This window comes from Curtobacterium sp. MCBA15_009, assembly GCF_001864895.1.
GTDB lineage: Bacteria > Actinomycetota > Actinomycetes > Actinomycetales > Microbacteriaceae > Curtobacterium.
Genome location: NZ_MJGO01000039.1, coordinates 17,523 through 40,076 on the forward strand (window position 1 = coordinate 17,523; position 22,554 = coordinate 40,076).

At 71.1% G+C, this 22,554-nt stretch carries 21 protein-coding genes and 1 tRNA gene; 9 read left to right on the plus strand and 13 right to left on the minus strand.

The window, feature by feature from the left end; translation table 11 throughout:
* Positions 1 to 1,119 (plus strand): hypothetical protein (locus BIU97_RS13330; protein ID WP_175472240.1); only part of this gene is annotated, 1,119 nt, incomplete at its 5' end.
* A gap of 67 nt (positions 1,120 to 1,186) precedes the next feature.
* On the plus strand, positions 1,187 to 2,155 hold the full coding sequence (locus tag BIU97_RS13335) for a magnesium transporter CorA family protein (RefSeq protein WP_071261819.1): 969 nt from the start codon (positions 1,187 to 1,189) through the stop codon (positions 2,153 to 2,155).
* 578 nt (positions 2,156 to 2,733) lie between these two features.
* Here the strand turns inward: BIU97_RS13335 and BIU97_RS13340 are convergent.
* Entirely contained in the window at positions 2,734 to 3,885 is a 1,152-nt protein-coding gene (locus BIU97_RS13340; protein WP_071262223.1) for an SLC13 family permease, read from the minus strand.
* A gap of 93 nt (positions 3,886 to 3,978) precedes the next feature.
* Here BIU97_RS13340 and BIU97_RS13345 point away from each other — a divergent pair, with 93 nt between their 5' ends.
* Positions 3,979 to 4,170, plus strand: coding sequence for a hypothetical protein (locus BIU97_RS13345; RefSeq protein ID WP_071261817.1), 192 nt, complete (start codon positions 3,979 to 3,981; stop codon positions 4,168 to 4,170).
* A 106-nt stretch (positions 4,171 to 4,276) separates the two neighbouring features.
* On the opposite strand, the gene BIU97_RS13350 is transcribed toward BIU97_RS13345, so the two are convergent.
* The gene (locus tag BIU97_RS13350; protein WP_071261815.1) at positions 4,277 to 5,440 is read right to left on the minus strand and encodes a mechanosensitive ion channel family protein; all 1,164 of its coding nucleotides are present in this window, start codon (positions 5,438 to 5,440) and stop codon (positions 4,277 to 4,279) included.
* 119 nt (positions 5,441 to 5,559) lie between these two features.
* Here BIU97_RS13350 and BIU97_RS13355 point away from each other — a divergent pair, with 119 nt between their 5' ends.
* Both BIU97_RS13355 and BIU97_RS13360 read left to right on the plus strand, forming a co-directional pair.
* Positions 5,560 to 7,095 (plus strand): amino acid permease, encoded by a 1,536-nt coding sequence (locus BIU97_RS13355; protein ID WP_139196041.1) that lies wholly within the window; start codon positions 5,560 to 5,562, stop codon positions 7,093 to 7,095.
* A gap of 79 nt (positions 7,096 to 7,174) precedes the next feature.
* Entirely contained in the window at positions 7,175 to 7,480 is a 306-nt protein-coding gene (locus BIU97_RS13360) for a hypothetical protein (RefSeq protein ID WP_071261803.1), read from the plus strand.
* A gap of 82 nt (positions 7,481 to 7,562) precedes the next feature.
* On the opposite strand, the gene BIU97_RS13365 is transcribed toward BIU97_RS13360, so the two are convergent.
* The 5 genes from BIU97_RS13365 to BIU97_RS13385 form a co-directional block, all read right to left on the minus strand.
* Complete coding sequence (locus BIU97_RS13365) at positions 7,563 to 8,213, minus strand: PepSY domain-containing protein (RefSeq protein WP_071261801.1); 651 nt, start codon at positions 8,211 to 8,213, stop codon at positions 7,563 to 7,565.
* A gap of 49 nt (positions 8,214 to 8,262) precedes the next feature.
* Positions 8,263 to 9,588 (minus strand): sensor histidine kinase, encoded by a 1,326-nt coding sequence (locus BIU97_RS13370; protein WP_071262221.1) that lies wholly within the window; start codon positions 9,586 to 9,588, stop codon positions 8,263 to 8,265.
* Between the two features lie 16 nt (positions 9,589 to 9,604).
* Positions 9,605 to 10,282, minus strand: a complete 678-nt coding sequence (locus BIU97_RS13375; RefSeq protein WP_071261794.1) for a response regulator transcription factor — start codon at positions 10,280 to 10,282, stop codon at positions 9,605 to 9,607.
* Between the two features lie 52 nt (positions 10,283 to 10,334).
* Positions 10,335 to 10,547, minus strand: coding sequence for an SCO4848 family membrane protein (locus BIU97_RS13380; protein WP_071261792.1), 213 nt, complete (start codon positions 10,545 to 10,547; stop codon positions 10,335 to 10,337).
* Between the two features lie 170 nt (positions 10,548 to 10,717).
* A complete protein-coding gene (locus BIU97_RS13385; RefSeq protein ID WP_071261790.1) occupies positions 10,718 to 11,158 on the minus strand; it encodes a hypothetical protein in 441 nt (146 codons plus the stop codon).
* A 77-nt stretch (positions 11,159 to 11,235) separates the two neighbouring features.
* Between BIU97_RS13385 and BIU97_RS13390 the strand changes: the two genes are divergently transcribed.
* The gene (locus tag BIU97_RS13390; RefSeq protein ID WP_071297942.1) at positions 11,236 to 11,886 is read left to right on the plus strand and encodes an IMPACT family protein; all 651 of its coding nucleotides are present in this window, start codon (positions 11,236 to 11,238) and stop codon (positions 11,884 to 11,886) included.
* 198 nt (positions 11,887 to 12,084) lie between these two features.
* On the opposite strand, the gene BIU97_RS13395 is transcribed toward BIU97_RS13390, so the two are convergent.
* The 3 genes from BIU97_RS13395 to BIU97_RS13405 form a co-directional block, all read right to left on the minus strand.
* On the minus strand, positions 12,085 to 12,708 hold the full coding sequence (locus tag BIU97_RS13395) for a hypothetical protein (RefSeq protein ID WP_175472456.1): 624 nt from the start codon (positions 12,706 to 12,708) through the stop codon (positions 12,085 to 12,087).
* A complete protein-coding gene (locus BIU97_RS13400; RefSeq protein WP_139196043.1) occupies positions 12,705 to 14,954 on the minus strand; it encodes a hypothetical protein in 2,250 nt (749 codons plus the stop codon). Before BIU97_RS13400 ends, BIU97_RS13395 begins: the two co-directional genes overlap by 4 nt.
* 427 nt (positions 14,955 to 15,381) lie before the next feature.
* A tRNA-Lys gene (locus BIU97_RS13405) sits at positions 15,382 to 15,454 on the minus strand.
* A gap of 95 nt (positions 15,455 to 15,549) precedes the next feature.
* Between BIU97_RS13405 and bcp the strand changes: the two genes are divergently transcribed.
* A complete protein-coding gene (gene bcp, locus BIU97_RS13410) occupies positions 15,550 to 16,020 on the plus strand; it encodes a thioredoxin-dependent thiol peroxidase (RefSeq protein ID WP_071261762.1) in 471 nt (156 codons plus the stop codon).
* A 143-nt stretch (positions 16,021 to 16,163) separates the two neighbouring features.
* Here bcp and BIU97_RS13415 read toward each other — a convergent pair whose 3' ends face one another.
* Positions 16,164 to 16,586 (minus strand): hypothetical protein, encoded by a 423-nt coding sequence (locus BIU97_RS13415; protein ID WP_071261761.1) that lies wholly within the window; start codon positions 16,584 to 16,586, stop codon positions 16,164 to 16,166.
* Positions 16,587 to 16,846: 260 nt separating this feature from the next.
* On the opposite strand from BIU97_RS13415, the gene BIU97_RS13420 reads away from it, so the two are divergent.
* Positions 16,847 to 17,095 (plus strand): WhiB family transcriptional regulator, encoded by a 249-nt coding sequence (locus tag BIU97_RS13420; protein WP_017888820.1) that lies wholly within the window; start codon positions 16,847 to 16,849, stop codon positions 17,093 to 17,095.
* 365 nt (positions 17,096 to 17,460) lie between these two features.
* On the opposite strand, the gene BIU97_RS13425 is transcribed toward BIU97_RS13420, so the two are convergent.
* Positions 17,461 to 18,960: a sensor histidine kinase gene (locus tag BIU97_RS13425; RefSeq protein WP_071261758.1), complete on the minus strand. Its 1,500-nt coding sequence runs from the start codon at positions 18,958 to 18,960 to the stop codon at positions 17,461 to 17,463.
* Positions 18,961 to 19,079: 119 nt separating this feature from the next.
* On the opposite strand from BIU97_RS13425, the gene BIU97_RS13430 reads away from it, so the two are divergent.
* Entirely contained in the window at positions 19,080 to 19,529 is a 450-nt protein-coding gene (locus BIU97_RS13430; RefSeq protein WP_083404863.1) for an Rv3235 family protein, read from the plus strand.
* Between the two features lie 129 nt (positions 19,530 to 19,658).
* On the opposite strand, the gene secA is transcribed toward BIU97_RS13430, so the two are convergent.
* Complete coding sequence (gene secA / locus BIU97_RS13435; RefSeq protein ID WP_071261754.1) at positions 19,659 to 22,439, minus strand: preprotein translocase subunit SecA; 2,781 nt, start codon at positions 22,437 to 22,439, stop codon at positions 19,659 to 19,661.
* Positions 22,440 to 22,554: the final 115 nt, after the last annotated feature.

The window sequence follows — 22,554 nt, forward strand, 5'->3', positions numbered from 1 at the left end:
CAGGCCGGCGCGTTCCCCGGCGCTCCGGCCCCGACCGGCGCGCAGCCGTGGTCGACGGGCGGTCCGGTCGACCCGGCCGCCTCGGCGTGGGGCGCGACGCCCGGCGTCGCCCAGCCCGCGCAGCCCTTCATCGGCGGCGACGGCCCGGCACCGAAGCCGATGTCGGCGCGGTCGCGGAAGATCCTGGTCCGCTCGCTCGTCGCCGGCGGCGTCGTGGTCGTCGTCGTCATCGCCGGTGCCGTCACGGCGGGCGTCCTGCGCTCGAACGTCTGGGGCCCCGGCGCGACGGTCAAGTCGTACGTGCAGGCGATCGAGCGCGGCGACGCCGACGCCGCCGGCCGCCTGAGCGACCAGCCCGACGACGCCACCATGCTCGACTCGACGGTGCTCAAGAGCGCGAAGGACCGCCCGACGGACGTCCGCGTGGGCCGCGTCGCCACCAGCGGGGACAACGCGATCGCCACGATCAGCTACACCCAGGGCGGCAAGAACCGCTCCGGCCAGATCGGTCTGCGCCGCACCGGCACGTCGTTCGTGGTGAAGGACGAGTGGCGCATCGTGCAGCCCCTCGCCCAGATCGTCACCCTGACCGCGTCCGAGGCCCTCGAGGGCGCCCCGGTCACGATCGGCGGCAAGGAGGTCGGGAAGATCGCCGACGGCCGCTTCCAGTCGCTCGCCTACCCCGGCACCTACGGCGTCGAGGTCGGTGGGACGGAGTACTTCACCGGCGGGACGAAGTCCGTGACGGTCGGGCCGCGCGCCACCGACTACATCGACTTCCAGCCGACGCCGACGAAGGCGCTGCACGACGACGTCGACCAGTACGTGTCGGACCTCATCGAGGAGTGCGCGGCGAAGACCGACATCAGCGCGCTGAGCGACTGCCCCTGGTACGGGCCGTACGACGCGGACGGGGCGGTGCGGTACGACGTCACGACCATGCCGGAGATCGAGCTCGAGGCGTCCGGCACCGGCAACGTCATCGTGCAGAGCACGAAGGACGGCGTCGTCGAGTACGACTACACGTCGTACACCGGGGACCGGGAGCACGGCGAGGACGAGTTCGCGATCAACGAGTACCTGAAGGTCGAGGACGGCAAGCTCGTCTCCGCCTACTGACGCGCACCGCACACCGCGACGGCCGGCCTGGGATCCCCGGGCCGGCCGTCTCAGTAGGCTGACCGGCATGGTCAGGACACGGGCGTGGCGGAACGGTGCCGTCACGGAACAGGACTTCCCCGTCGACCGGATCTCCGACCTGGTGAGCGATCCGGACACCTTCGTCTGGGTCGACTACACCGACCCGCAGGGCGCCGACCTCGAGCACGTCGAGCAGGAGCTCGGGCTGCACGCCCTCGCCGTCGAGGACGCCCTCGAGCACGGGCAGCGCCCGAAGCTCGACCGCTACCGCGACAGCCTGTTCCTGGTGGTCTACGACGTCGGCTGGACGCGGGACGGCGAGCTCGCGACCCACGAGGTGAAGGCCTTTGTCACCGAACGGGCCCTCGTCACGATCCACGGCGCCGACGTCGACACCTCGTCGATGGAGCACCGGCTCGAGATCAACGACGACGTCGCCACCCACGGGGTGCCGTGGCTCGTCTGGGCGCTGCTCGACGCCGTCGTCGACCACGCCACCGACGTGGTGGAGTCGATCGAGCAGGCGATCGACGACCTCGAGGACGACCTGTTCGAGCGCAGCAACCCGCGCGAGCAGCAGATCCAGCGGCGCTCGTTCCGCCTGCGGAAGGCGCTCGGCGTGATCCGTCGGCTCGTGGTGCCGACGCGCGACGGCGTCTCGTCGCTGCTGCACGGCGACGCCGAGGCCGTCGGCACCGGCATCCGGCCGTACTTCCGCGACGTCGAGGACCACCTCGTCTCGATCTCCGACTCGGTCGAGCAACTGCGCGACGCGGTGTCGAGCGTCCTCGACACGAACCTCAACCTGGCGTCGAACCGGCAGAACACGGTGATGAAGAAGGTGACGAGCTGGGCGGCGATCATCGCGATCCCGACCGCGATCACCGGCTTCTTCGGGCAGAACGTGACCTTCCCCGGCGAGGGGCAGTGGAGCGGCTTCTTCGCGTCGGTCTCCCTCATCATCGCGACGTCGCTGCTGCTCTACCGCGCGTTCCGTTCCCGCGACTGGCTCTGACGCCGGGCGGCGGGGTCGCGCGTCGGCCCCGGGGTCGCGGCCGGGCGCCGGGGTCGCGGCCCGAGCGTCGGTCCCGGCGTCGAGTGAGCAGAAGATGTCGGGTCGGCAGGTCCCACTCGACATCTTCTGCTCACCAAGGGCGTGACGATGGGCAGCGGGACTCGCCGGCGGGCAGCGGGTCGCGTCGTCGGGCATCGGGCGCGACCGGGGGCGTCGGCGACGGTGCCCGGCACCGAGTGAGCAGAAGATGTCGGGTCGGCAAGTCCCACTCGACATCTTCTGCTCACTCGAAGGTCGCCGCGACGGAGCGCAACGGGGCTCGCCGGGGTGTCGCCGTCGGACCCGGCATCGAGTGAGCAGAAAGTGTCGGGTCGGCAGGGCCCACTCGACATCTTCTGCTCACGATCGGTCGGCGCGGCGGTGGGGAGCGGGGCGGGACCGAGAGCGTTGCCGGGCGCCCCAGCATCGAGTGAGCAGAAAGTGTCGGGTCGGCAGGACCCGCTCGACATCTTCTGCTCACCATCGGTCGGCGCGGCGGTGCCGCGGAGGGGCAGCGGGCTCGCCGGGACGCTCCGGGGCTAGAGCGCGAGGGCGAGCACGCCGGCGACGACCGTGAGCGGTGCCGCGATGCAGCCGAGGAGCATGTAGCGCCCCCACGACAGGTGCACGCCCTCGCTCGAGAGCCGCGCGTGCCAGAGCAGGGTCGCGAGCGACGCCCAGGGGGTCACGAGGCAGCCCGCGTTCACGCCGATGAGCAGGGCCGCGTACCGCAGTGCCTCGTGGCCGGCGGCCGGCTCGAGCACCAGGTAGGCGGGCAGGTTGTCGATGGCGTTCGCGGCCACCGCGCCGGCGCCACCGAGCAGCAGGAGCGGCCCGGTCCCCGTCCCGGAACCGAGCGCGCGGACGACCGGGTCGGTGACGCCCGTCGCGTGCAGGGTCTCGACCACGACGAACAGGCCGGCCGCGAACAGCAGCGTCGACCACGGCACCCGCGAGGGGCGGAGCTGCTCCGGCGCCCGGAACACCGACACGACGACGAGCACGACCGCGGCGGCGATCGCGGCGATCCAGACCGTGACGCCCACGGTCAGCGCCACGACGAGCGCGACGAGCACGGCCGAGGCGGCCCAGAACGACACCGGGTCCGACGGCTGCCGCACCGAAACACGCATGTACCGCCCGAACAGTCCGCGGCGGAACACGACGAGCAGGACCGCGCACGGCACGACGACGCCGGCGACGGCCGCCCACACCATCAGGCCGGCGAAGGGCAGCGGCCCGCCGAGCCCCATCCGGTCGACCGCGAGCAGGTTCGTGAGGTTCGACACCGGCAGCAGCAGCGACGCGGTGTTCGCCAGCCACACGGTGGTCAGCGCGAACGGCATCGGCGGCAGGCCGACGCGTCGGGCGAGCGAGATGACGATCGGCGTCAGCAGGACGGCGGTGGTGTCGATGGACAGGAAGACGGTGCAGAGCACGGCGAGCACGACGACCGCGCCCCACAGGCCGATCGTGCGGCCGCCGCCGACCCGCGCGGCGACGTCGGCCAGCCGGTCGAACACCCCGGCGTCCGCCGCGAGCTCGGACACGATCGTCAGCCCGAGGACGAAGCCGAGGACGGGCAGCACCCGCTCGGCCAGGGCGCCGAGGTCGTCCAGGGGCAGCAGACCGAGCGCGACGCACACCGCGCCGACCAGGAGCAGGGCTCCACCGATGACGGCCTGACGCACGGGCACTCCTTCGCGAGCACACCGGCCCGGGCGACCAGCGGCGCTCCAATGTACTGACCGGTAGCGTTGTCAGGACGACGACAGGAGGCCTCTGTGCGCAAGTTCATGTTCAACGGTGCTGTGTGGAGTTCGCTCATCAGCGGCTACAGCGTGCTGCAGACCACCCGACAGGGACCGCGCGACTGGCGCCTGGCCCTGACCTGGGTGGCCTGGCTCGCGACGACGATCGTGGCGATCGGCACGGTCGTCGAGGACGACCGCGCCGTCAAGGCGCGGCAGCCGTAGGTCGCCCACCGCGACCACAGGACGGACGGGAGGCCCGGTGCCAGTTGGCACCGGGCCTCCCGTCCGTCATCGGTCCCGTCCACAGCACCTGCCTGCGCAGGTGGGGTCAGCGCTCCGAACGCGGGATGTCCGACGTCTGGAGCGGGCCCGTGAAGAGCGCCGCGCGGTCCTCCTGCCCGGGCGCGAACAGCGCCGAGTCGGCGGCGGACGACGTGCCGCGGCGACGCGGCGCGGTCTCGTCGACCATGAGCACGCGCTGCACCGGCAGGGCGTCCGGATGGGTGCGCTGGATCCACTCGACGAGCTCCTCGCGGATGTAGCACCGCAGGTCGAACAGCGACGGGGCGTCGTGCGAGGTCGCGAGCACCCGGATGCGCACCCAGCCCTGCACCGCCTCGGTGACCTGGAGCACCTTGACCCGACGGTCCCACAACTCGGTGCGGTCGAGGATCCGGTCGAGCTCGTCCCGCATCTCCCCCGGCCGGACCCGCCAGTCGAGGTCGAACTCGACGGCACCGAGCAGTTCGCTGTTCGTGCGCGTCCAGTTCTCGAACGGCGTGCTCGTGAAGTACGTCGACGGCAGCACGAAACGCCGGTCGTCCCACAGGTGCACGACGACGTAGGTCAGGGTGATCTCCTCGATGCGCCCCCACTGCTGCTCGACCACGACGACGTCGTCGACGCGGATCGACCCGGAGAACGCGAGCTGCATGCCCGCGAAGACGTTGCCGAGGGTCGACTGCGCTGCCAGACCCGCGACGACGGAGATGAGCCCGGCGCTCGCGAGCACGCTCGCCCCCGCTGCCTCGACCCCGTCGAAGGTGAGCAGGATCGCACCGACGGCGATGATGACGAGGACGGCGACGGTGAGCCGTCGGATGATGAGGACCTGCGTTCGGATGCGTCGGGCCTGGCGGTTGTCCGGCACGTCGATGCGGAAGCGGTGCAGGCCGAGGTCCTCCAGGAAGATCGCGGTCTGACAGGCCAACCAGCAGCCGACCGCGATCGTCACGATGAGGAAGCCGTGCACGACCTCGTCCCGCCACGGGTACGCGTCCGGGTCACGCGGGACGCTCGCGGTGAACGCGACCCAGAGCAGGACCACGAGCAGGACGGTGCGGAACGGGTGCTTCGTCCGCCGCGAGAGCACGCCGGCCCACCGTTCCCGGCGCGCGATCGTCCGGAGCACCAGGTGCAGGACGAGGGCGGCGACCGCGGTGACGAGGAGGGCGAACCCGGTCGCGACGAGGAGTCGGAGGAGGATGTCCATCCCTCCATGCAAGCAACGGACGTCGTGCGGCGCCCAGGATCCCGGCGGGCCGATGCTGTGCGGACGTTCAACTGGGTCGGGGTGCCCCACGACGTCGGACCGCCTGTAGCGTGTCGCGAATGACAGCGCAGAACGACACGGGATCCCCCGCGCCCGCGAACGACTTCTCGCACGAGCAGGAGGGCTACCAGCACGGTCTGAAGCCCCGGCAACTGCAGATGATCGCGATCGGCGGCGCCATCGGGACCGGACTCTTCCTGGGCGCCGGTGGCCGCCTGCACACCGCGGGGCCCGCCCTGGCCGTCGTGTACCTGATCGCGGGTGTGTTCGCCTTCTTCATCCTCCGGGCGCTCGGCGAGCTCGTGCTGCACCGCCCGTCCTCCGGGTCGTTCATCTCGTACGCCCGTGAGTTCTACGGCGAGAAATTCGCCTACGCGGCCGGCTGGATGTACTTCCTCAACTGGGCGATGACGTCGATCGTCGACACGACCGCGGTCGCGCTCTACCTGCACTACTGGGCCGGACCGCGTGCGATCCCGCAGTGGGCGCTCGCCCTCGCGGCGCTGCTGATCGTGCTCGCCGCGAACCTGGTGGCCGTCAAGGTGTTCGGCGAGCTCGAGTTCTGGTTCGCGATCATCAAGGTCGCCGCGCTCGTGGCCTTCCTCGTGGTCGCCCTCATCTGGCTGTTCTTCGCCTTCCCGGTCGAGACCGGCGGCGAGACCGTCCGCACCGGCTTCACCATCTGGTCGGACAACGGCGGCCTGTTCCCGACCGGCTTGCTGCCCACCGTGCTCGTCGTGCAGGGCGTCGTGTTCGCGTACGCCGCGATCGAGCTCGTCGGCACGGCCTCGGGCGAGACCCAGGACACCGAGAAGGTCATCCCCCGCGCCATCAACTCCGTCGTGCTGCGCATCGCCGTCTTCTACGTCGGCTCGGTGGTGCTCCTGTCGCTCCTGCTGCCGTACACGTCCTACAAGGAGGGCGTCAGCCCCTTCGTGACGTTCTTCTCGTCGATCGGCAACCAGCAGGTGGGCGAGGTCATCGGGTCGGTCATGAACTTCGTCGTGCTGACGGCCGCGCTGTCGTCGCTGAACGCCGGGCTCTACTCGACCGGTCGCGCCCTGCACTCGATGGGCATGAACGGCTCGGCACCGAAGTGGACGACGAAGATGACGAAGGGCGGCGTGCCGTTCGCCGGCATCCTGCTCACCTCGGCGTTCACGCTCATCGGGGTGATCCTCAACCTGTTCGTCCCCGCTCAGGCGTTCGAGATCGCGCTGAACATCGCGAGCCTCGGCATCGTCACCGCCTGGGGCACGATCATCCTGTGCCAGATGAAGCTGCGCTCGTGGGCGAAGCAGGGCCTGGCGAAGGAGCCGTCCTTCAAGCTGCCCGGTGCCCCCGTGACGTCCTGGCTGACCCTGGCGTTCCTGGCGACCGTCATCGTGCTCATGGCGATCGACTACCCGCGAGGCACCTTCACGGTCGCGTCGCTCGTCGTCGTCATCCCGCTGCTCATCCTCGGGTGGTACCTGCAGCGCGACCGCATCATGCAGATCGCCTCGCTGCGGTCGGGGGTGACCGGTCCGTACCCGGTCACCGGCCGCGACCCCGCCAAGCAGGTGCGTCGCGGCGACGGCGGCGGCACCGAGTAGCGCAGCACACCTGTCCCCGGAACGCGACCACGCGATCCGGACGCGCCGGCGGTCCGGCACCCGTCGGTACGATCGGCGGGTGCCGGACTCTCCTGTCTCCCCCTCGCTCGACCTGCAGCTCGTCTGGCGGGGGACCTTCGGACGCGTCCGGGTGTTCCCCGACCGCATCGACGCCGAGACCGACTACGAGCGCGACACGCGCACCCGCATCCCGATGGACGCGGTTCGGGGCTGGCGCATCGAGCCGTGCGACTTCGACGCCGTCTGCGTGGAGTTCGTGACCGAGCAGGAGACCTTCCGGGTGCTCCTCGACACCGCCGACGAGAAGGTCGCCGGTCTCGCGCTGCGCCGCGCACTCGGCACGCCGCTGCCGCCGGCCTCCTGACCGGCGTCGGATGCGGTCGGCGGCACGGCGGTCGGCGACCCGGCGTCCGACTCGGTCGGCTGCCCGACGACCGCGGCCGCCGTCAGTCGTCGGTGTCGGTGTCGACCCGGTCGGTCACCACGTCGCCCGAGCCCGCGTCGATCCGCACGCTGTGCGTCGTGCCGGACGCGTCGACGACGTCGCCTTCCCACACGACCGCGCCGCGGTGGTCGTCGAGACCGATCTCGGTGACCGAGCCGTCGTGCAGGTCCGTCAACGCGCGGACGGCCCGCTCGACGTCGAGGTCGGCCGCCGCGAGGAAGCGCTCGTGCTCGGCGCGGTCGTCGGCATCGGCGGCCTCCTGCTGGGGCGTACCGACCACCGCGGTGCCGTCGGCGTCCGTGCGCACCTCGTGCTCGGTGCCGTCCTTCGTGACGACGACGACCTCGTGGCCCGAGCCGTCCTGCTCCCGCTCGACCGCGAGGACCGTGCCCGATCCGACGTCCTTGCGAGCGGTGGCGGCGGCAGCGAGCAGCGCCTCGGTCGACCCGGCGGACGCGGCCGTCGTGCCGCCCGTCGCCGGACCGGTGGCCGGACCCGAGGTCGCGCCGGCTCCGGCGACCCGGTCGGTGCGGTCGGCGTCGTCGTCGTCCGTCGAGCAGCCGGCGAGGGCGAGGACCGCCGCCACCGGCAGGGCGGCGACCGCGGCGAGGCGGCGGGTGGTGGACGTCTGGTGCTGGGTGCGGAAGATCATGGCAACGAGCATGTCGGCGCGGTGCTGAAGCAGGCCTGAAGCTGCCTGTTCAGCCGCCGAGTGCGATGCGCACGACGAACCGTGCGCCGCCGAGGGGCGCGTCCGTCACCGTCGCGTCGCCGCCGTGAGCGCGGACGGCGTCGCGCACGATGGCCAGCCCGAGGCCGGCTCCCCCGACGTCACGGCTCCGGGCATCGTCGAGGCGCACGAAGCGCTCGAACACCCGCTCGCGCTCCTGCACGGGCACCCCGGGACCGTCGTCGTCCACCACGAGCACGGCCGAACCGCCGTCGGCGGTGAGCGCGACGGCGACGCGTGAGGACGCGTGCCGCACGGCGTTGTCGACCAGGTTGCGGACGACCGCGGTGAGGACGCGCTCGTCACCGAGCACACGAGCGGCCGAGACACCGGAGCCGTCGACGCGGACCTCGGTCGTCACGTTCGCTCGCGCGCGGGACACGGCGTCGAACGCGAGGTCGTCGAGGTCCACCGGGCGCCGCGTGCCGGTACCGCCCTCGTCGAGGCGGGAGAGCTCGAGGAGCGCCGTCACGAGGTCCTGCAGCCGCACCGCCTCCGACCGCACGACTGCGGAGAGGTCGCGGACGTCGGACCGGTCGGGGTGCGCGACCGCGACCTCCGCGTGCTGGCGGATCGACGCGATCGGCGACCGCAGCTCGTGCGAGGCGTCGGCGACGAAGCGCCGCTGCGACGCCGCCGACCGGTCCAGCCGGTCGAGCATGGCGTTCATCGTGCTCGCCAGCCGGGCGACCTCGTCGCCGGTGTCCGGCACGTCGACGCGCGTTTCCGGGTGGGCGGCACGGATGGCCTCGACTTCGCGCCGCATCCGCTCGACGGGGCGGAGCGACCGTCCGGTCACCGACCACGTCACCGCCACGAGCAGGAGCACGAGCACCGGCACCCCGACGGCCAGCAGCACGGCCGCCGTCCGGATCGCCGCGTCGGTCTGTTCGAGCGGCACGCCGTACACCAGCGTCGCCGACCCGGCACCGGGTAGGTCGACATCGTCCGCGACCACCAGCCACCGGTCGCCATCGCCGGACCACGTCGACTCATCGACGGTCGGCAGCGGGGCAGGCTCGGTGTCCTCGCCGTGCGCCAGGACGGCGCCGTCCTCCCCCACGACCTGGACGAGCACGTCCTCGGCGTCCCGCACCGCCCCGGCACCCTCCGACTCCACCCGCGACGACACCTGTTCGAGCCCGGTCTCCGCTGCGGCCCGGACGCCGTCGAGCAGGACCAGCCGGAGCACGACGACGAACCCCACCGCACCGACGACCAGCGCGGCGAGCACGACGAGTCCGGCGCCGAGCGTCGTGCGCGCCCGGACGGACCGGAACCGACGTCGTCGGCGCACCGACCGTTCCCCGCGGTCAGCCACCGTCGGCCGCCAACCGGTACCCGGCTCCGCGCACGGTCTCCAGCGCGGCGCGTCCGAAGGGACGGTCGATCTTGCGGCGCAGGTGCCCGACGTACACCTCGACGATGTTCGGGTCGCCGTCGAAGTCGACGTCCCACACGTTCTCGATGACGTCGCGCTTCGAGCACACCTGCCCGGCCCGTCGCGCCAGGTGTTCGAGCACCGCGAACTCGCGGCTCGTCAGGTCGACGGGCGTCCCCGCACGTGTCACGGTCCGCGCTGCCGGGTCGACGGCGAGGTCGCCGAGCTCCAAGATCGTCGGACGCTCGCGGGCGCCGCGACGGACCAGTGCGCGGAGCCGGGCGACGAGCACGGGGTGGGAGAACGGCTTCGTGACGTAGTCGTCCGCGCCGGCGTCGAGCGCCTCGACCTGGTCCCACTCGCCGTCCTTCGCCGTGAGCATGAGCACGGGCGTCCAGTCCTGCTCGGCGCGGAGCTCGGCGCAGACCGCCCACCCGCTCAGCCCGGGCATCATGAGGTCGAGGACGATCGCGTCGTAGCGGAACTCCCGGGCGTGCCACAGGCCGTCGACGCCGTCGTGGGCGACGTCGACCGCCCACCCCTCGGCCTCGAGGCCGCGACGGACCCCGTCGGCGAGCCGGACCTCGTCGTCGACCACCAGCACGCGCATGGCGACGATCCTGCCGTGCGCCGCTGAAGCAGGGCTGAAGCGACCGGTCGGCTCAGACGAACAGCAGGATGCCCGCGAGGATCGACGCCACGGCGATCGCCAGCGCGACGAGCAGCAGGACGAGGTGCACCGTGTAGAAGGTCGTCGGCTTGCCCGCGGCGTCGCGGGCCCGGGTGTCGTTCGCCACACGCTGGAAGAAGCGGGGCCACGTGATGACGTTGAAGACGGCACCGACGAACAGGATGACTGCGGCGAAGACGAGCACCGTCCGAGTCTAGACAACGGGTCGGTGGTGCTCGGCCGCCCCCAACGCGGCCGAGTCCCACCCCCGTCGGACTCAAGTGTGTAGCACTTGCTACAGACTGTACACGTCCGTGCCGCTGAGGTCGAGGCGCCGCGGCCTCGGAGCGTCGCACACGTCGGATCGACGCGGCGTCAGACCACCGTGCCGCGCTGGGACTCCTCCTCGAGTACCTCGGCGATGCGCCGGAGCGCCTCGGGCGAGAGCTCCCCGGGGAACGTGCGCGCGGCGAACCCGCTCACCCGCGCCGAACGCAGGGACCGGACGAGGGCGAGCTGGGCACCGATGCGCTCCGGGACGTCGCTGTCCTCGAGCAGGAACCGCTCGTCGACCTCGAAGAAGCCAGCGAGCAGGCGGAGCAGCTCCGTGTCGCGGTTGCGTCGACCGTCGCCCGAGATCATGTACGTCCACTTCGCCCGCGACAGCGAACCGCCGTGCGACGCGACGTACTCCTCGATCGAGGCGAACGGCACCGGGGCGCCCCGCTGCGACTCCTCGAAGTCGAGCAGCAGGTTCAGCCGTCGTGCCAGTTCGGAGGCGTCGAGGGCGCCGCCCTTCGGATCCCGTGGCTCCATGTCGGACTCCTCCCCAGCCGCGTGCGTGCAGGACATCGTAGCGCGGCACCCCGGCGCCGCGCCGATACGCTCGGTGAGTGAGCCGATCCTTCCCTGCGACCATCGCCGGCTCGGTGGAGCACGAGATCGTCATCTCGAAGTCGCGGTTCATCACCACCGTCGCACCGGCCCCGGACGTCGCGGAGGCCGAGGCGGTCATCGCGGACGTGAAGCGCCGGTACTGGGACGCCCGACACAACTGCACCGCGATGGTCACCGGCGTGCTCGGCGACCAGGCGCGGTCGTCCGATGACGGCGAGCCGTCGGGCACCGCCGGCGTGCCGATGCTCGAGGTCCTCCGCCGCCGCCACCTCACCGACGTCGTCGCCGTCGTCACCCGGTACTTCGGCGGCGTCAAGCTCGGCGCCGGTGGACTGGTCCGCGCGTACTCGTCGGCCGTCTCGGAGACGCTCGACGCCGCCGTGACCGTGCGCCGCGAAGCGCTGACCGCCGTGCGCTTCGACGTGGACCACGCGGACGCCGGCCGGCTGGACAACGTGCTGCGCGACTGGGTCCGTCACCACCACGCGACACTCGGGCCGACGACGTACGGCCGTGCAGCGACCTTCGAGGTCTGGGTCCCGGCGGACGACGTCGCAGTGCTGACCGCCGACCTGGCCTCGGCGTCGGGCGGCGCCGTCGAGACCGTCGTCGGCGAGGAGCGGATCGTCGACATCCTGTCGAGCTGATTCCGGCGGACCACACCGTCCGGGCGTGTCCCACGAGAATCCTGCAGTCTGCGGCCAGCGCCGTCGACGACGTCGATGCACTTCACGCTCGGGGGCTGCAGGATTCCGCCGACGACGTCGAGCGTGAGTCGTCGCGCCTGCCCGTGGTGCTGGATCTCAGCGGTGATCGTCTCCAGTTCGTCCGTCACGGCGCCCTCCTCATCCGTCACGCGGCGGAGCCCACCACGTCGGGTCGACGAACCTCGATCGCCGATGCGCTCTGACCGCCTGTGCGCGACGCAAGCCGAGAGCGATCGCCGTCGCCGAGACCCCGAGGAGCGCCACGGGCAGCGCGATGCGACCGGCAGTGACGTTGCGTGCATCGCGCTGAGCGCGCGCTTCCTCCCGAGCAGCCGACTTCAGGGTCGATGCACGCAGCGTGCCGACTGCACCGTCTGCGATCACTCGGGGCTGTTGATCGATCACGACGAGGAACTCGCGCTGCGGTGCGTGGTCGACGGAAGGCGGGAAGCCCCACGTGGACGGTCCGGTCGCTCGCATGGTGCGCGCCGGAAGCCCTGCCCGGGCCGGCAGGCGGAGGAGGTAGATCGGTGTCTCCTCCGGCAGCCCAGACGTCGCGGTCGTGTCGACGAGGGCTCCGACGACCACGACGGAGCGGTTCGCCGCATCCCGCTCCCGCGCGGCGTGCTCTCGACTCGTCCCAGCGATGGCGTCCAAGCTGAACACCGTGATCGGCGCGACCAGCAGGAGCACTCCGACCACGATCCACAGCGGCCACACCGGAGGCGACAGTCGTCGTCCGAACGGCGGTGGGAGCGTCATTGCAGCCCGCAGCGTGCTCGGTCGCAGCGGATGACGAACCCACTGGAGCCCTCGTCCCGGTTGTCGGACATCGCGCTGGAGACCACCATCGGCACGTCATCGGTTGTCAGTCCGATCGCCAGCGCGCTGCTGCTCTCCCAGATGGGCCCCGGCGGTCCGAACCGGGCGATCGTGGCCTCTTGGTGGTCGTCACACCGTGCATCACCACACGAGACCAACCCGACGGCACCTCGTTCGTCGTCGCGGGTCGCGATCAGCGGTCGACCTGATCGGTCGATGACGAACGCCGGCGGGGCGTCCGATGACGACGCCGTCGCGATCTCCCTGTGCGTCGCCGACGAGCACGAGACGTCCGAACAGAACGTCAGCCGTTGCGCATCGACCCCGTGCGTCCGCCCGAGCACGACCGGGTTGCCGTCTCCGCCGATCGCGACACGAGCGTCGGGGGCTGCCTCGTACGACCGCGCGGATGCCGCGGGCGGGAACGCCCCAGGGAGGTCGCGCACGACCGGCTCCGCGCCGTCCGGGTGCATCGACACCACTCGCAGGGACGGCAGCTCCGGCCACGACGACACCGTCTCGGAGACCAGCGACACCACGGCCGTACCGTCCGGTGTGACGGCGAGGTCCAACCCTTGATCACCGGTGTACGACGGGACCCACGGAAGCGCCACGTGCCGGACCGCGTGCCGCGCGCACGACGGCTCCTGGCAGAAGACAACGAACAGGTGTGCGCGGGCGTCCGGTTCGCCGCTCCGGGCGATGCCTGTGATGACCGGTCGATGACCATGTGCGGCGATGGCTGAATCGGTCACGTGGTAGTTGCTCTGATCGCGGTCGACGACCTGCACGGTGGCGAGCGAGGTCCGTCGCCCTGCAGGTCGATCGACGTCGGCCTCCTCCTCTTCTCCGGACGGTCCGGCGCGTCGCCCGCGCGGCCATGCGTTGTCCTGCGGCTTCTGAGGAGGCTCGAGCTGATCCGGGTGCGAGTGGACGACGTCGAGCTCGAACCGCTCCGTGGTGTACCGCTCGCCGCGAGGATGCCACTGCACGGTGAGGAGACCGCCGTCACCGGCCGGACCGATGGCGGAGTTGACCTCGCTGGGACGCACGCCGGAGCCGACGCCGCATCGTGCTCGCTGACACGAGCGGTAGAGACTCGACTGTGTCCGCGGTGAGCTGACGACGATCGTCCGATCTCCGACGTCAGCCACATCCCCGCCTCCGAGGTCCCCCGTGTCCACGGTCGCGACGCTGTACTGCACCAAGCCGAACGGGTTGCTCGTCACCAGCACCGCGAACACCAGGGCAGGCACGAGCAGGACGCCGACCCCGGTGAGACCGTCACGCAGGGGCCGCCGAGCACCCCCGGAGTCCGCCATCACCGGAGCCCGGAGCCGACCACCCTCGCCGCGTACTGCTGCCCCGCGTGCAGCGACCGCGACGACGAACACCACCAGCACGGTCACCGCGACGCAGCACCACGCCATCGTCAGGCTGGCACGCGCCGCCGATGCCGGGAGGAGCCGCACGAGCAACCAGACGCCGATGCCGAGCACCAGCGCCACGGAGGCCGCTCCGACCAGCGCCCGGCGTGGTGACGACGTCGCTTCCAGCCCGCCACGGACCACGACGTGTCCCGACGACCAGCCCCGACGCACCGCCTCACCGCGGGGGACGCCCGCGACGACGAGCACCCAGCCGAGCAGGAGCGGCGCAGCGACCACCGCGACGACGACCAGCAGCACCAGCACGGCCGCGACGACGACCCGCTCGCCGTCCTGCCACGAGCGCACCACCACCGTCCCGACCGCGACCGCCACGGCCGCAGCCAGCGCGGCCTCGACGACGAGCCGTCGCTGTCCGAACGTCCACCGCCATGCCGATCGTGGACCGAGCGACTCCTCGTCCGCTCCGGCGATCATGACCGCCGTCGACGCGGTGACGCCGAACCCGAAACCCACCACGGCGAGCACCACGCCCGCGACGACGACGAGCACCGACACCGCCGGCGACTCGACGACCGCGAACGCACCGTTCGCCAGGACGACACGGCCGTCGCGCACCCCGACGAGCAGTGCCACCCAGGCGAGGAGCGCTCCGACCACAGCGGGCACCGCGAATGCCACCACGGCACCGCCGCCGCCCCAGGCGATCGACGGCACCACTGGTGGGCCGTACTGCTTCCGCTTCGCAGACTCGTTCGGCGTGAAAACGCCTCCGACGTTCTGTGCACTCTCGACCATGAACGTGTTCCCCTCCAGACCAGCGGTCATCCTCGCAGGACGGACGTGTCATGTCCAGGGTTCTACATTTCAATGGCACGGGCCGCACGTGCAAGCCTCGAAGCATCACTTCGCTCCACGTCGCAGCCCCCGCGACTACCCGGTCCGACGGATGCCGGTGAGCGCGCACCGTCCTCACGTCGCCGTCTTCGAGCGAGGCAGTCACCACCGCGGCTCCACGGGCCAGGCGGCGACATTCGTGACGCGGGTCCGACATCGGCGTCGCGCGACGACGACGAGCCGGTCGTCGACGAGGGACAGCCCGCAAGGAGCTCTTGGACCGAATCGACCGAATCGCGCGGCCCGGGCGTGTCCCGCCCTGACGACCGCCACACCCCCGGAACGCACGAACGCCCCGACTCGATGAGCCGGGGCGTTCGTCCTGCGGTGCACCCCCTCGGACTTGAACCGAGAACCCACTGATTAAGAGTCAGTTGCTCTGCCAATTGAGCTAGAGGTGCATGTTCCGGCTTCCGTGCCGCAACGGGAATCAACAATAGCATGGGTTTCGCGCGCTCACGACCACTCGTGGGCACACGATCCGAACAGGAGCACCATGACCGACCGTCTCGCCGCCGGCGACACCGCCCCAGACTTCACGCTGCCCGACCAGGACGGCGTCGAGCACTCCCTCGCCGACCTGCGCGGACGCAAGGTCATCGTGTACTTCTACCCGGCGGCGTCGACCCCGGGCTGCACCACCGAGGCCTGCGACTTCCGCGACAACATGTCGTCGCTGCAGGCGGCCGGCTACGAGGTGCTCGGCGTCTCGAAGGACGAGCAGGCGAAGCTCAAGGACTTCCAGCACGAGCAGGCCCTGACCTTCCCCCTGCTGAGCGACCCCGACCTCGCCGTGCACAGGGCGTACGCCGCCTGGGGCGAGAAGAACAACTACGGCAAGATCGTCACCGGCACGATCCGCTCGACGATCGTCGTCGACGAGCAGGGCGCCGTGCAGCTGCCGCTCTACAACGTCAAGGCCACCGGGCACGTGGCGAGCCTGCGGAAGAAGCTCGGCCTGGCCTGAGGGCCGGCCACGCACTGGAGGCCCGGTGCCGGTTCCGAGAACCGGCACCGGGCCTCCAGTGCGCTGTCTGCAGACCGCCCTCGCAGGCTCGGCCGGCGCTGGCGCCGCGCGCCGCTGGCGCGTCGCCCCGTGCGGGGCGCGCGCTACTCCGCCGGGTGCGCGAGTGCGGCCGTCACCGACCGCGACAGCACGAGCGTGATGCCGAGCAGGGCCGGCAGGAGCAGGAGCCACCCGATCGCCGGCACGCGGAAGACGCCCTGGAACGCACCGATCGCGATCGCGCCCTGCAGGACCTGCCAGACGATGATCCCGGACCGGACCCAGGCGCGACGCTGCCACAGGCCGTTCAGCAGGGCGCCGAGCCACAGCGCGGCGACGGCGGCCAGGATCGTCAACGCGATCCCCGACGCCAGGCTCGTCGCCGGTGCCACGACGAGTTCGACGACGAGCACGACCGTCACGACGACGAGCGCGAGGAACTCGAGACCGACCACGACGAGCAGGCCGATCAGGGCCGGGGACCGTCGCTCGGGGCGGTCGACCTCGGTCGGGGTGTCGTCGTGCACAGTGATCCTCCAGCATCGGAACCCTTGATTTGGCCCTATCAGTATGGAACGATATTGGAGGTCGTTTGGACGGCACGATGTGGTGTGCGTCTCCCGTGGTTCGTCGCTCCTCCCCCGAGCGTCACGCGGGCGTCAGACTCGCTTCCTGCGGACTCCTCCCCACAGTTGTCCCCGTCATGCCGCATGCATGTCAGCGTTCCGATCCCCCGAACCACGGCCCCGGCCTGCCGTTCGAGCATCGACATCAAGGAGCACCACACATGGACTGGCGTGACAAGGCAGCCTGCCTCACCGCGGACCCCGAGCTCTTCTTCCCCGTCGGGAACACCGGGCCCGCCGTCGACCAGATCGAGAAGGCCAAGTCGGTCTGTGCTCGTTGCACGGTCACCGAGATGTGCCTGCAGTACGCGCTCGAGAACAACCAGGACTCCGGTGTCTGGGGCGGCCTGAGCGAGGACGAGCGTCGTGCGCTGAAGCGTCGCGCCGCTCGCGCCCGCCGCGCGTCCTGACGCCGCACCACCCGCGCGGCTGACGCCCGCCGTCCCCTCCGGGGGCGGCGGGCGTCGTCGTGTGCGGGGGTCGTGGTCGGGCTGGCCGGCAGCCCGCAGGCGCTGTGCGCGGAGCGCGCTGGAAGGTACGCGGTACGCGGTACGCGATGCGCGATGCGCGGTAGCGGCGCACGACCACAGTGGGTTAGACCCGCGCGATGGCGGGGCGCGAGTGCACTGTGGTTGTCTGGCGTGCGGTGTGCGGCGGCGCGGCGCACAGCGCGCCCCGGTGCCGTCGTCGCGCCCCGAGGAGTCGGGGCGCGACGCCCGTGCAGGGGCGCGGACCGTCGGGCGTCCGGTGTCGGGCGTCCGCCGTCAGGGCGGGGTCAGGCCGCGGCGGTGAGCCAGCGGAACGGGATGGTGATGGTCACCTCGGTGCCGCTGCCGGTGAGGGTGTGCCAGTCGATCGTGCCGCCGAGCTCGCCCTGGATGAGCGTGCGGACGATCTGCGTGCCGAGGCCGGAGCCGACCTTGCCCTCGGGCAGGCCGACGCCGTTGTCGCGGACCTCGATCTCGAGGTGGTCGTCGAACCGGCGGGCGACGATCTCGACCTCGCCGTCGCGGCCGTCGAGCCCGTGCTCGACCGCGTTCGTCACGAGCTCGGTGAGCCCGAGGGCGAGCGGGGTAGCCGCCTCGGACGGCAGGACGCCGAACTCGCCGGTCTTCTTCGGGTGCACGGTGGTGTTGTGCGAGGCCGCGACCTCGGTCACGAGCTTGAGCACCGAGTCGAACACGTCGTCGAAGTCGACCGTCTGGCTCAGTCCGCTCGACAGGGTGTCGTGCACGACGGCGATCGCGGCGACCCGACGCATCGCGTTCTGCAGGGACGTGCGGGCCTCGTCGGAGTGGGTCCGCCGAGCCTGGATGCGGAGCAGGGACGCCACCGTCTGCAGGTTGTTCTTCACGCGGTGGTGGATCTCGCGGATCGTCGCGTCCTTCGTGATGAGCTCGCGCTCCTGGTGCCGGAGCTCCGACACGTCGCGGCAGAGGACGATCGCGCCGATGCGCTCGCCGTGGTCGCGCAGCGGTATCGAGCGGAGGGACACGGTGACGCCCTTCGACTCGACGTCGGCACGCCACGGCGCACGACCGGTCACCACGAGGGGCAGCGACTCGTCGACGTCGAGCTGGGCGCCGATGAGCTCGGTGGTCACCTCGGCGAGGGACTTGCGCTCGAGCTCGCCCTCGAAGCCCATCCGGTTGAACGCGCTGAGACCGTTCGGGCTCGCGAAGGTCACCATGCCGGCGGTGTCGAGGCGGAGCAGGCCGTCGCTGGCGCGCGGCGCCCCACGACGGGGTCCGGCGGGCGCGCCGAGGTCAGGGAAGTCGCCCGTGGCGATCATCCCGAACAGGTCGTTCGCGCTCGCCGTGAAGTTGAGCTCCTGGCGGCTCGGGGTCCGCATCTCGTCCTGGTTGGAGTGCCGCGTGACGACGGCGATGGGTCGCTCGGTCGTCTCGGCGCTCTTCGCGCTGAGGCGGCGCAGCACCGGGATGGCACGGACGCGGGTCGGGGTGTCCTCGTACCAGTCGGGTTCGGCGGAGTCGACGACCCGCGAACCGGCGAAGCTCTCGGTGACCTGGCTGCGCCACTCCTCGCGGATCTCCTGCCCCACGATGTCGCGGTAGAACAGCGTCGCCGCGGAGCTCGGGCGGGCGTGCGCGACCGCGACGAACGAGCCGTCCTCGGCGGTCGGGACCCAGAGGACCATGTCCGCGAAGGACAGGTCGGCGAGCAGCTGCCAGTCCCCCACCAGCAGGTGGAGCCACTCCACGTCGGCTTCGGAGGAACGGCCTTGTGCGAGGACGAGGTCACTGAGGGTCGACACCACGTCAGTCTAGGTGCGCCGGTCTGTGGAGAACTCCCGGCTGTCCACAAGGTGGAGCGTGCTGGTATTTCGCATGTCGCTCCGACCGTACGCTCGCCACACGATCGGAAGGGGCACAGGTGGCAGAGCAGGCACGACGCATCGACGACACGACGGCGAGGGACCCGGCCTCGCCCGTCCCTGCGCTGGTGGCGGTCCCGCCGCTCCCCGTCGAGGAACGTCGCCCCGGACCGCCGGACCCCGAGTCGGCGGCACGCGCGCTCGGCCTCTGCGTGGCCGAGGTGCTCACCGGCTCCCGCGAGGTCGACAGCATCGCCCGCTGGATCACCGACGACGTGCACCGGCACCTGCAGCACCGCGCCGCGGTGGCCGCGCACGCCCGGTCGATCGGCCGGCGGTCCCGAGCCCGGCCCGCGCTCCGCGTCGGCAGCGTCGTCCTCTGCCGTCCGGCCCCCGGGGTCGTCGAGGCGTCGGTCGTGGTCCACACGCGCAGCCACGCCCGCGCGGTGGCGATCCGGCTCGAGGACTGGCACGGCCGGTGGCGCGCGACCGCGATCGGGGTGTTGTAGCGAGCGGGTCCCTCGAGCCCGGGCCCGAACGGTCCGCAGGCGCTCCGGCTCCGGGGAACAGCAACGGCCGGTCCGCCGAGGCGGGACCGACCGTTGCAGTTCGCCGAACGCTCGTGCGCCCGGTTCGGACTAGTTCTTCTTCGCGGCCTGGCGGCGCTCCGCGCGGTTGCTCGCAGCGGCCTGGCCGGACGCCGTCGCGGCGTTGCCGAAGGCGGAACCCTGCTCGGGGCCGGCTGCGGCCTCGGCCTCGGCCTGTGCCTTCTGCGCGCGGGCGGTGGCGGCCTGCTCGAGGCGGCCCTTCTCGTCGCGGACCTCGACCTCGCCGTCGATGGACGGTGCCGAGTACTCGAGGCCGGAGACCTCGTCCTCGCCGAGCCCCTTGGCCTCGATGACCGCGTTCTCGCCGTCGGACTGGACCTGCACCTCGAGGTTGAACAGGTAGCCGACGGACTCCTCGCGGATCTGGCCCATCATGCTCTGGAACAGGGCGTAACCCTCGCGCTGGTACTCGACGAGCGGGTCGCGCTGCGCCATCGCACGGAGGCCGATGCCGTCCTTGAGGTAGTCCATCTCGTACAGGTGGTCGCGCCAGCGGCGGTCGATCACCGAGAGCACCACGCGGCGCTCGAGCTCGCGCATCGCCTCGTCGCCGAGGACCTCCTCGCGCTGCTGGTAGGCCAGCTTGGCGTCGGAGAGGATCTCGCGACCGAGGAAGTCACGCGACGCCTTGCCCTTCGAGCCGGCCTCGGTGATGACCTCGTCGATGGAGATCGAGATCGGGTAGAGCGTGCCGAGCTCGGTCCACATGGCGTCGAGGTCCCAGTCGTCCGGCGAGCCCTCGCCGGTGTGGGTGTCGATGACGTCGTCGATCACGCTCTTCAGGAAGGCCTGGGCGCGGTCGTTGATGTCGTCGCCCTCGAGGATGTGACGGCGGTCGCTGTAGATCGCCTCGCGCTGCCGGTTGAGGACGTCGTCGTACTTCAGGACGTTCTTGCGGATCTCGGCGTTGCGGCCCTCGACCTGCGCCTGCGCGGAGCGGATCGCGCGGCCGACGAGCTTGTTCTCGATCGCCAGGTCGTCCGGCACGTTCGAGCGGCCCATGAGGCTCTCGGCGGCACCGGAGTTGAACAGGCGCATGAGGTCGTCGGTGAGGGACAGGTAGAAGCGGCTCTCGCCCGGGTCGCCCTGACGGCCGGAACGACCACGCAGCTGGTTGTCGATGCGGCGCGACTCGTGGCGCTCGGTGCCGAGGACGTAGAGGCCGCCGGCCTCGCGGACCTTGTCGCCCTCTTCCTCGACGGTCTTCTTGACCTCGGCGAAGACGTCGTCCCACGCGGCCTCGTACTCGTCCGGCGTCTCCGCCGGGGACAGGCCCTTGGCGTGCATCTCCTGCACGGCGAGGAACTCGGAGTTGCCGCCGAGCATGATGTCGGTCCCGCGGCCGGCCATGTTCGTGGCGACGGTGACGGCGCCGAGGCGACCGGCCTGCGCGACGATGGCGGCTTCTCGCGCGTGGTTCTTCGCGTTGAGGACCTCGTGCTTCACACCCTTCTTGGCGAGGAGCTTCGACAGGTACTCGGACTTCTCGACGCTCGTGGTGCCGACGAGGACGGGCTGGCCCTTCTCGTGGCGCTCCGCGATGTCCTCGGCGACCTGCTCGAACTTGGACTTCTCGTTCTTGTAGACGAGGTCGGTCTGGTCGATGCGCTGCATCGGCTTGTTCGTCGGGATCGGGACCACGCCGAGCTTGTAGGTCGACATGAACTCGGCCGCCTCGGTCTCGGCGGTACCGGTCATGCCGGAGAGCTTCTGGTACAGGCGGAAGTAGTTCTGGAGCGTGACGGTCGCGAGGGTCTGGTTCTCGGCCTTGACCTCGACGCCCTCCTTCGCCTCGATCGCCTGGTGGATGCCCTCGTTGTAGCGACGGCCCATCAGGATGCGGCCGGTGTGCTCGTCGACGATGAGCACCTCGCCGTTCATCACGACGTAGTCCTTGTCCTTCTTGAACAGGGCGACGGCCTTGATGGAGTTGTTGAGGAACGAGATGAGCGGGGTGTTCGCCGACTCGTACAGGTTGTCGATGCCGAGGTAGTCCTCGACCTTCTCGATGCCGGGCTCGAGGACGCCGACGGTGCGCTTCTTCTCGTCGACCTCGTAGTCCTCGCCCGGGGTGAGGCGCTTGGCGATCGAGGCGAACTCGGTGAACCAGCGGTTGGCCTCGCCCGAGGACGGGCCGGAGATGATGAGCGGCGTGCGGGCCTCGTCGATGAGGATCGAGTCGACCTCGTCGACGACGGCGAAGAAGTGGCCGCGCTGCACCATGTCGGAGGCCTGCCACGCCATGTTGTCGCGCAGGTAGTCGAAGCCGAACTCGTTGTTCGTGCCGTACGTGATGTCGGCTGCGTACTGCTCGCGGCGCTCGGCCGGCGTCTGGTTCGCGATGATGCAGCCGGTCGTCATGCCGAGGGCGCGGAAGACGCGGCCCATGATCTCGGACTGGTACGACGCCAGGTAGTCGTTGACCGTGATGACGTGCACGCCGCGCGACGGGATCGCGTTGAGGTAGGCCGCCGTGGTCGCGACGAGGGTCTTGCCCTCACCGGTCTTCATCTCGGCGATGTTGCCGAGGTGCAGGGCCGCGCCGCCCATGAGCTGCACGTCGAAGTGCCGCATGCCGAGGGTGCGCTTCGCCGCCTCGCGCACGGCGGCGAACGCCTCGGGCAGGAGGTCGTCGAGGGATTCGCCGTTGGCGTAGCGCTCGCGGAGCTCCTTCGTCTCGTCCTGGAGTTCCTCGTCGGTGAGGCTCGAGAAGTCGTCCTCGAGGTCGTTGATCGCCGAGGCGTACGCCTTCAGCCGGCGGAGGGTGCGTCCTTCGCCGATGCGGAGGACCTTCTCCAGCACGTTTGCCACGTGAGCTCCTTACGAGGTCGTCGCGCGCGACCTGCGCGCCCGATCGACCAGTCATGCTAGCAACCCGCGGGTGCCCCGCGCTGGGAGCACCGTCGCGGGTCCGCCCGCGGCGTGC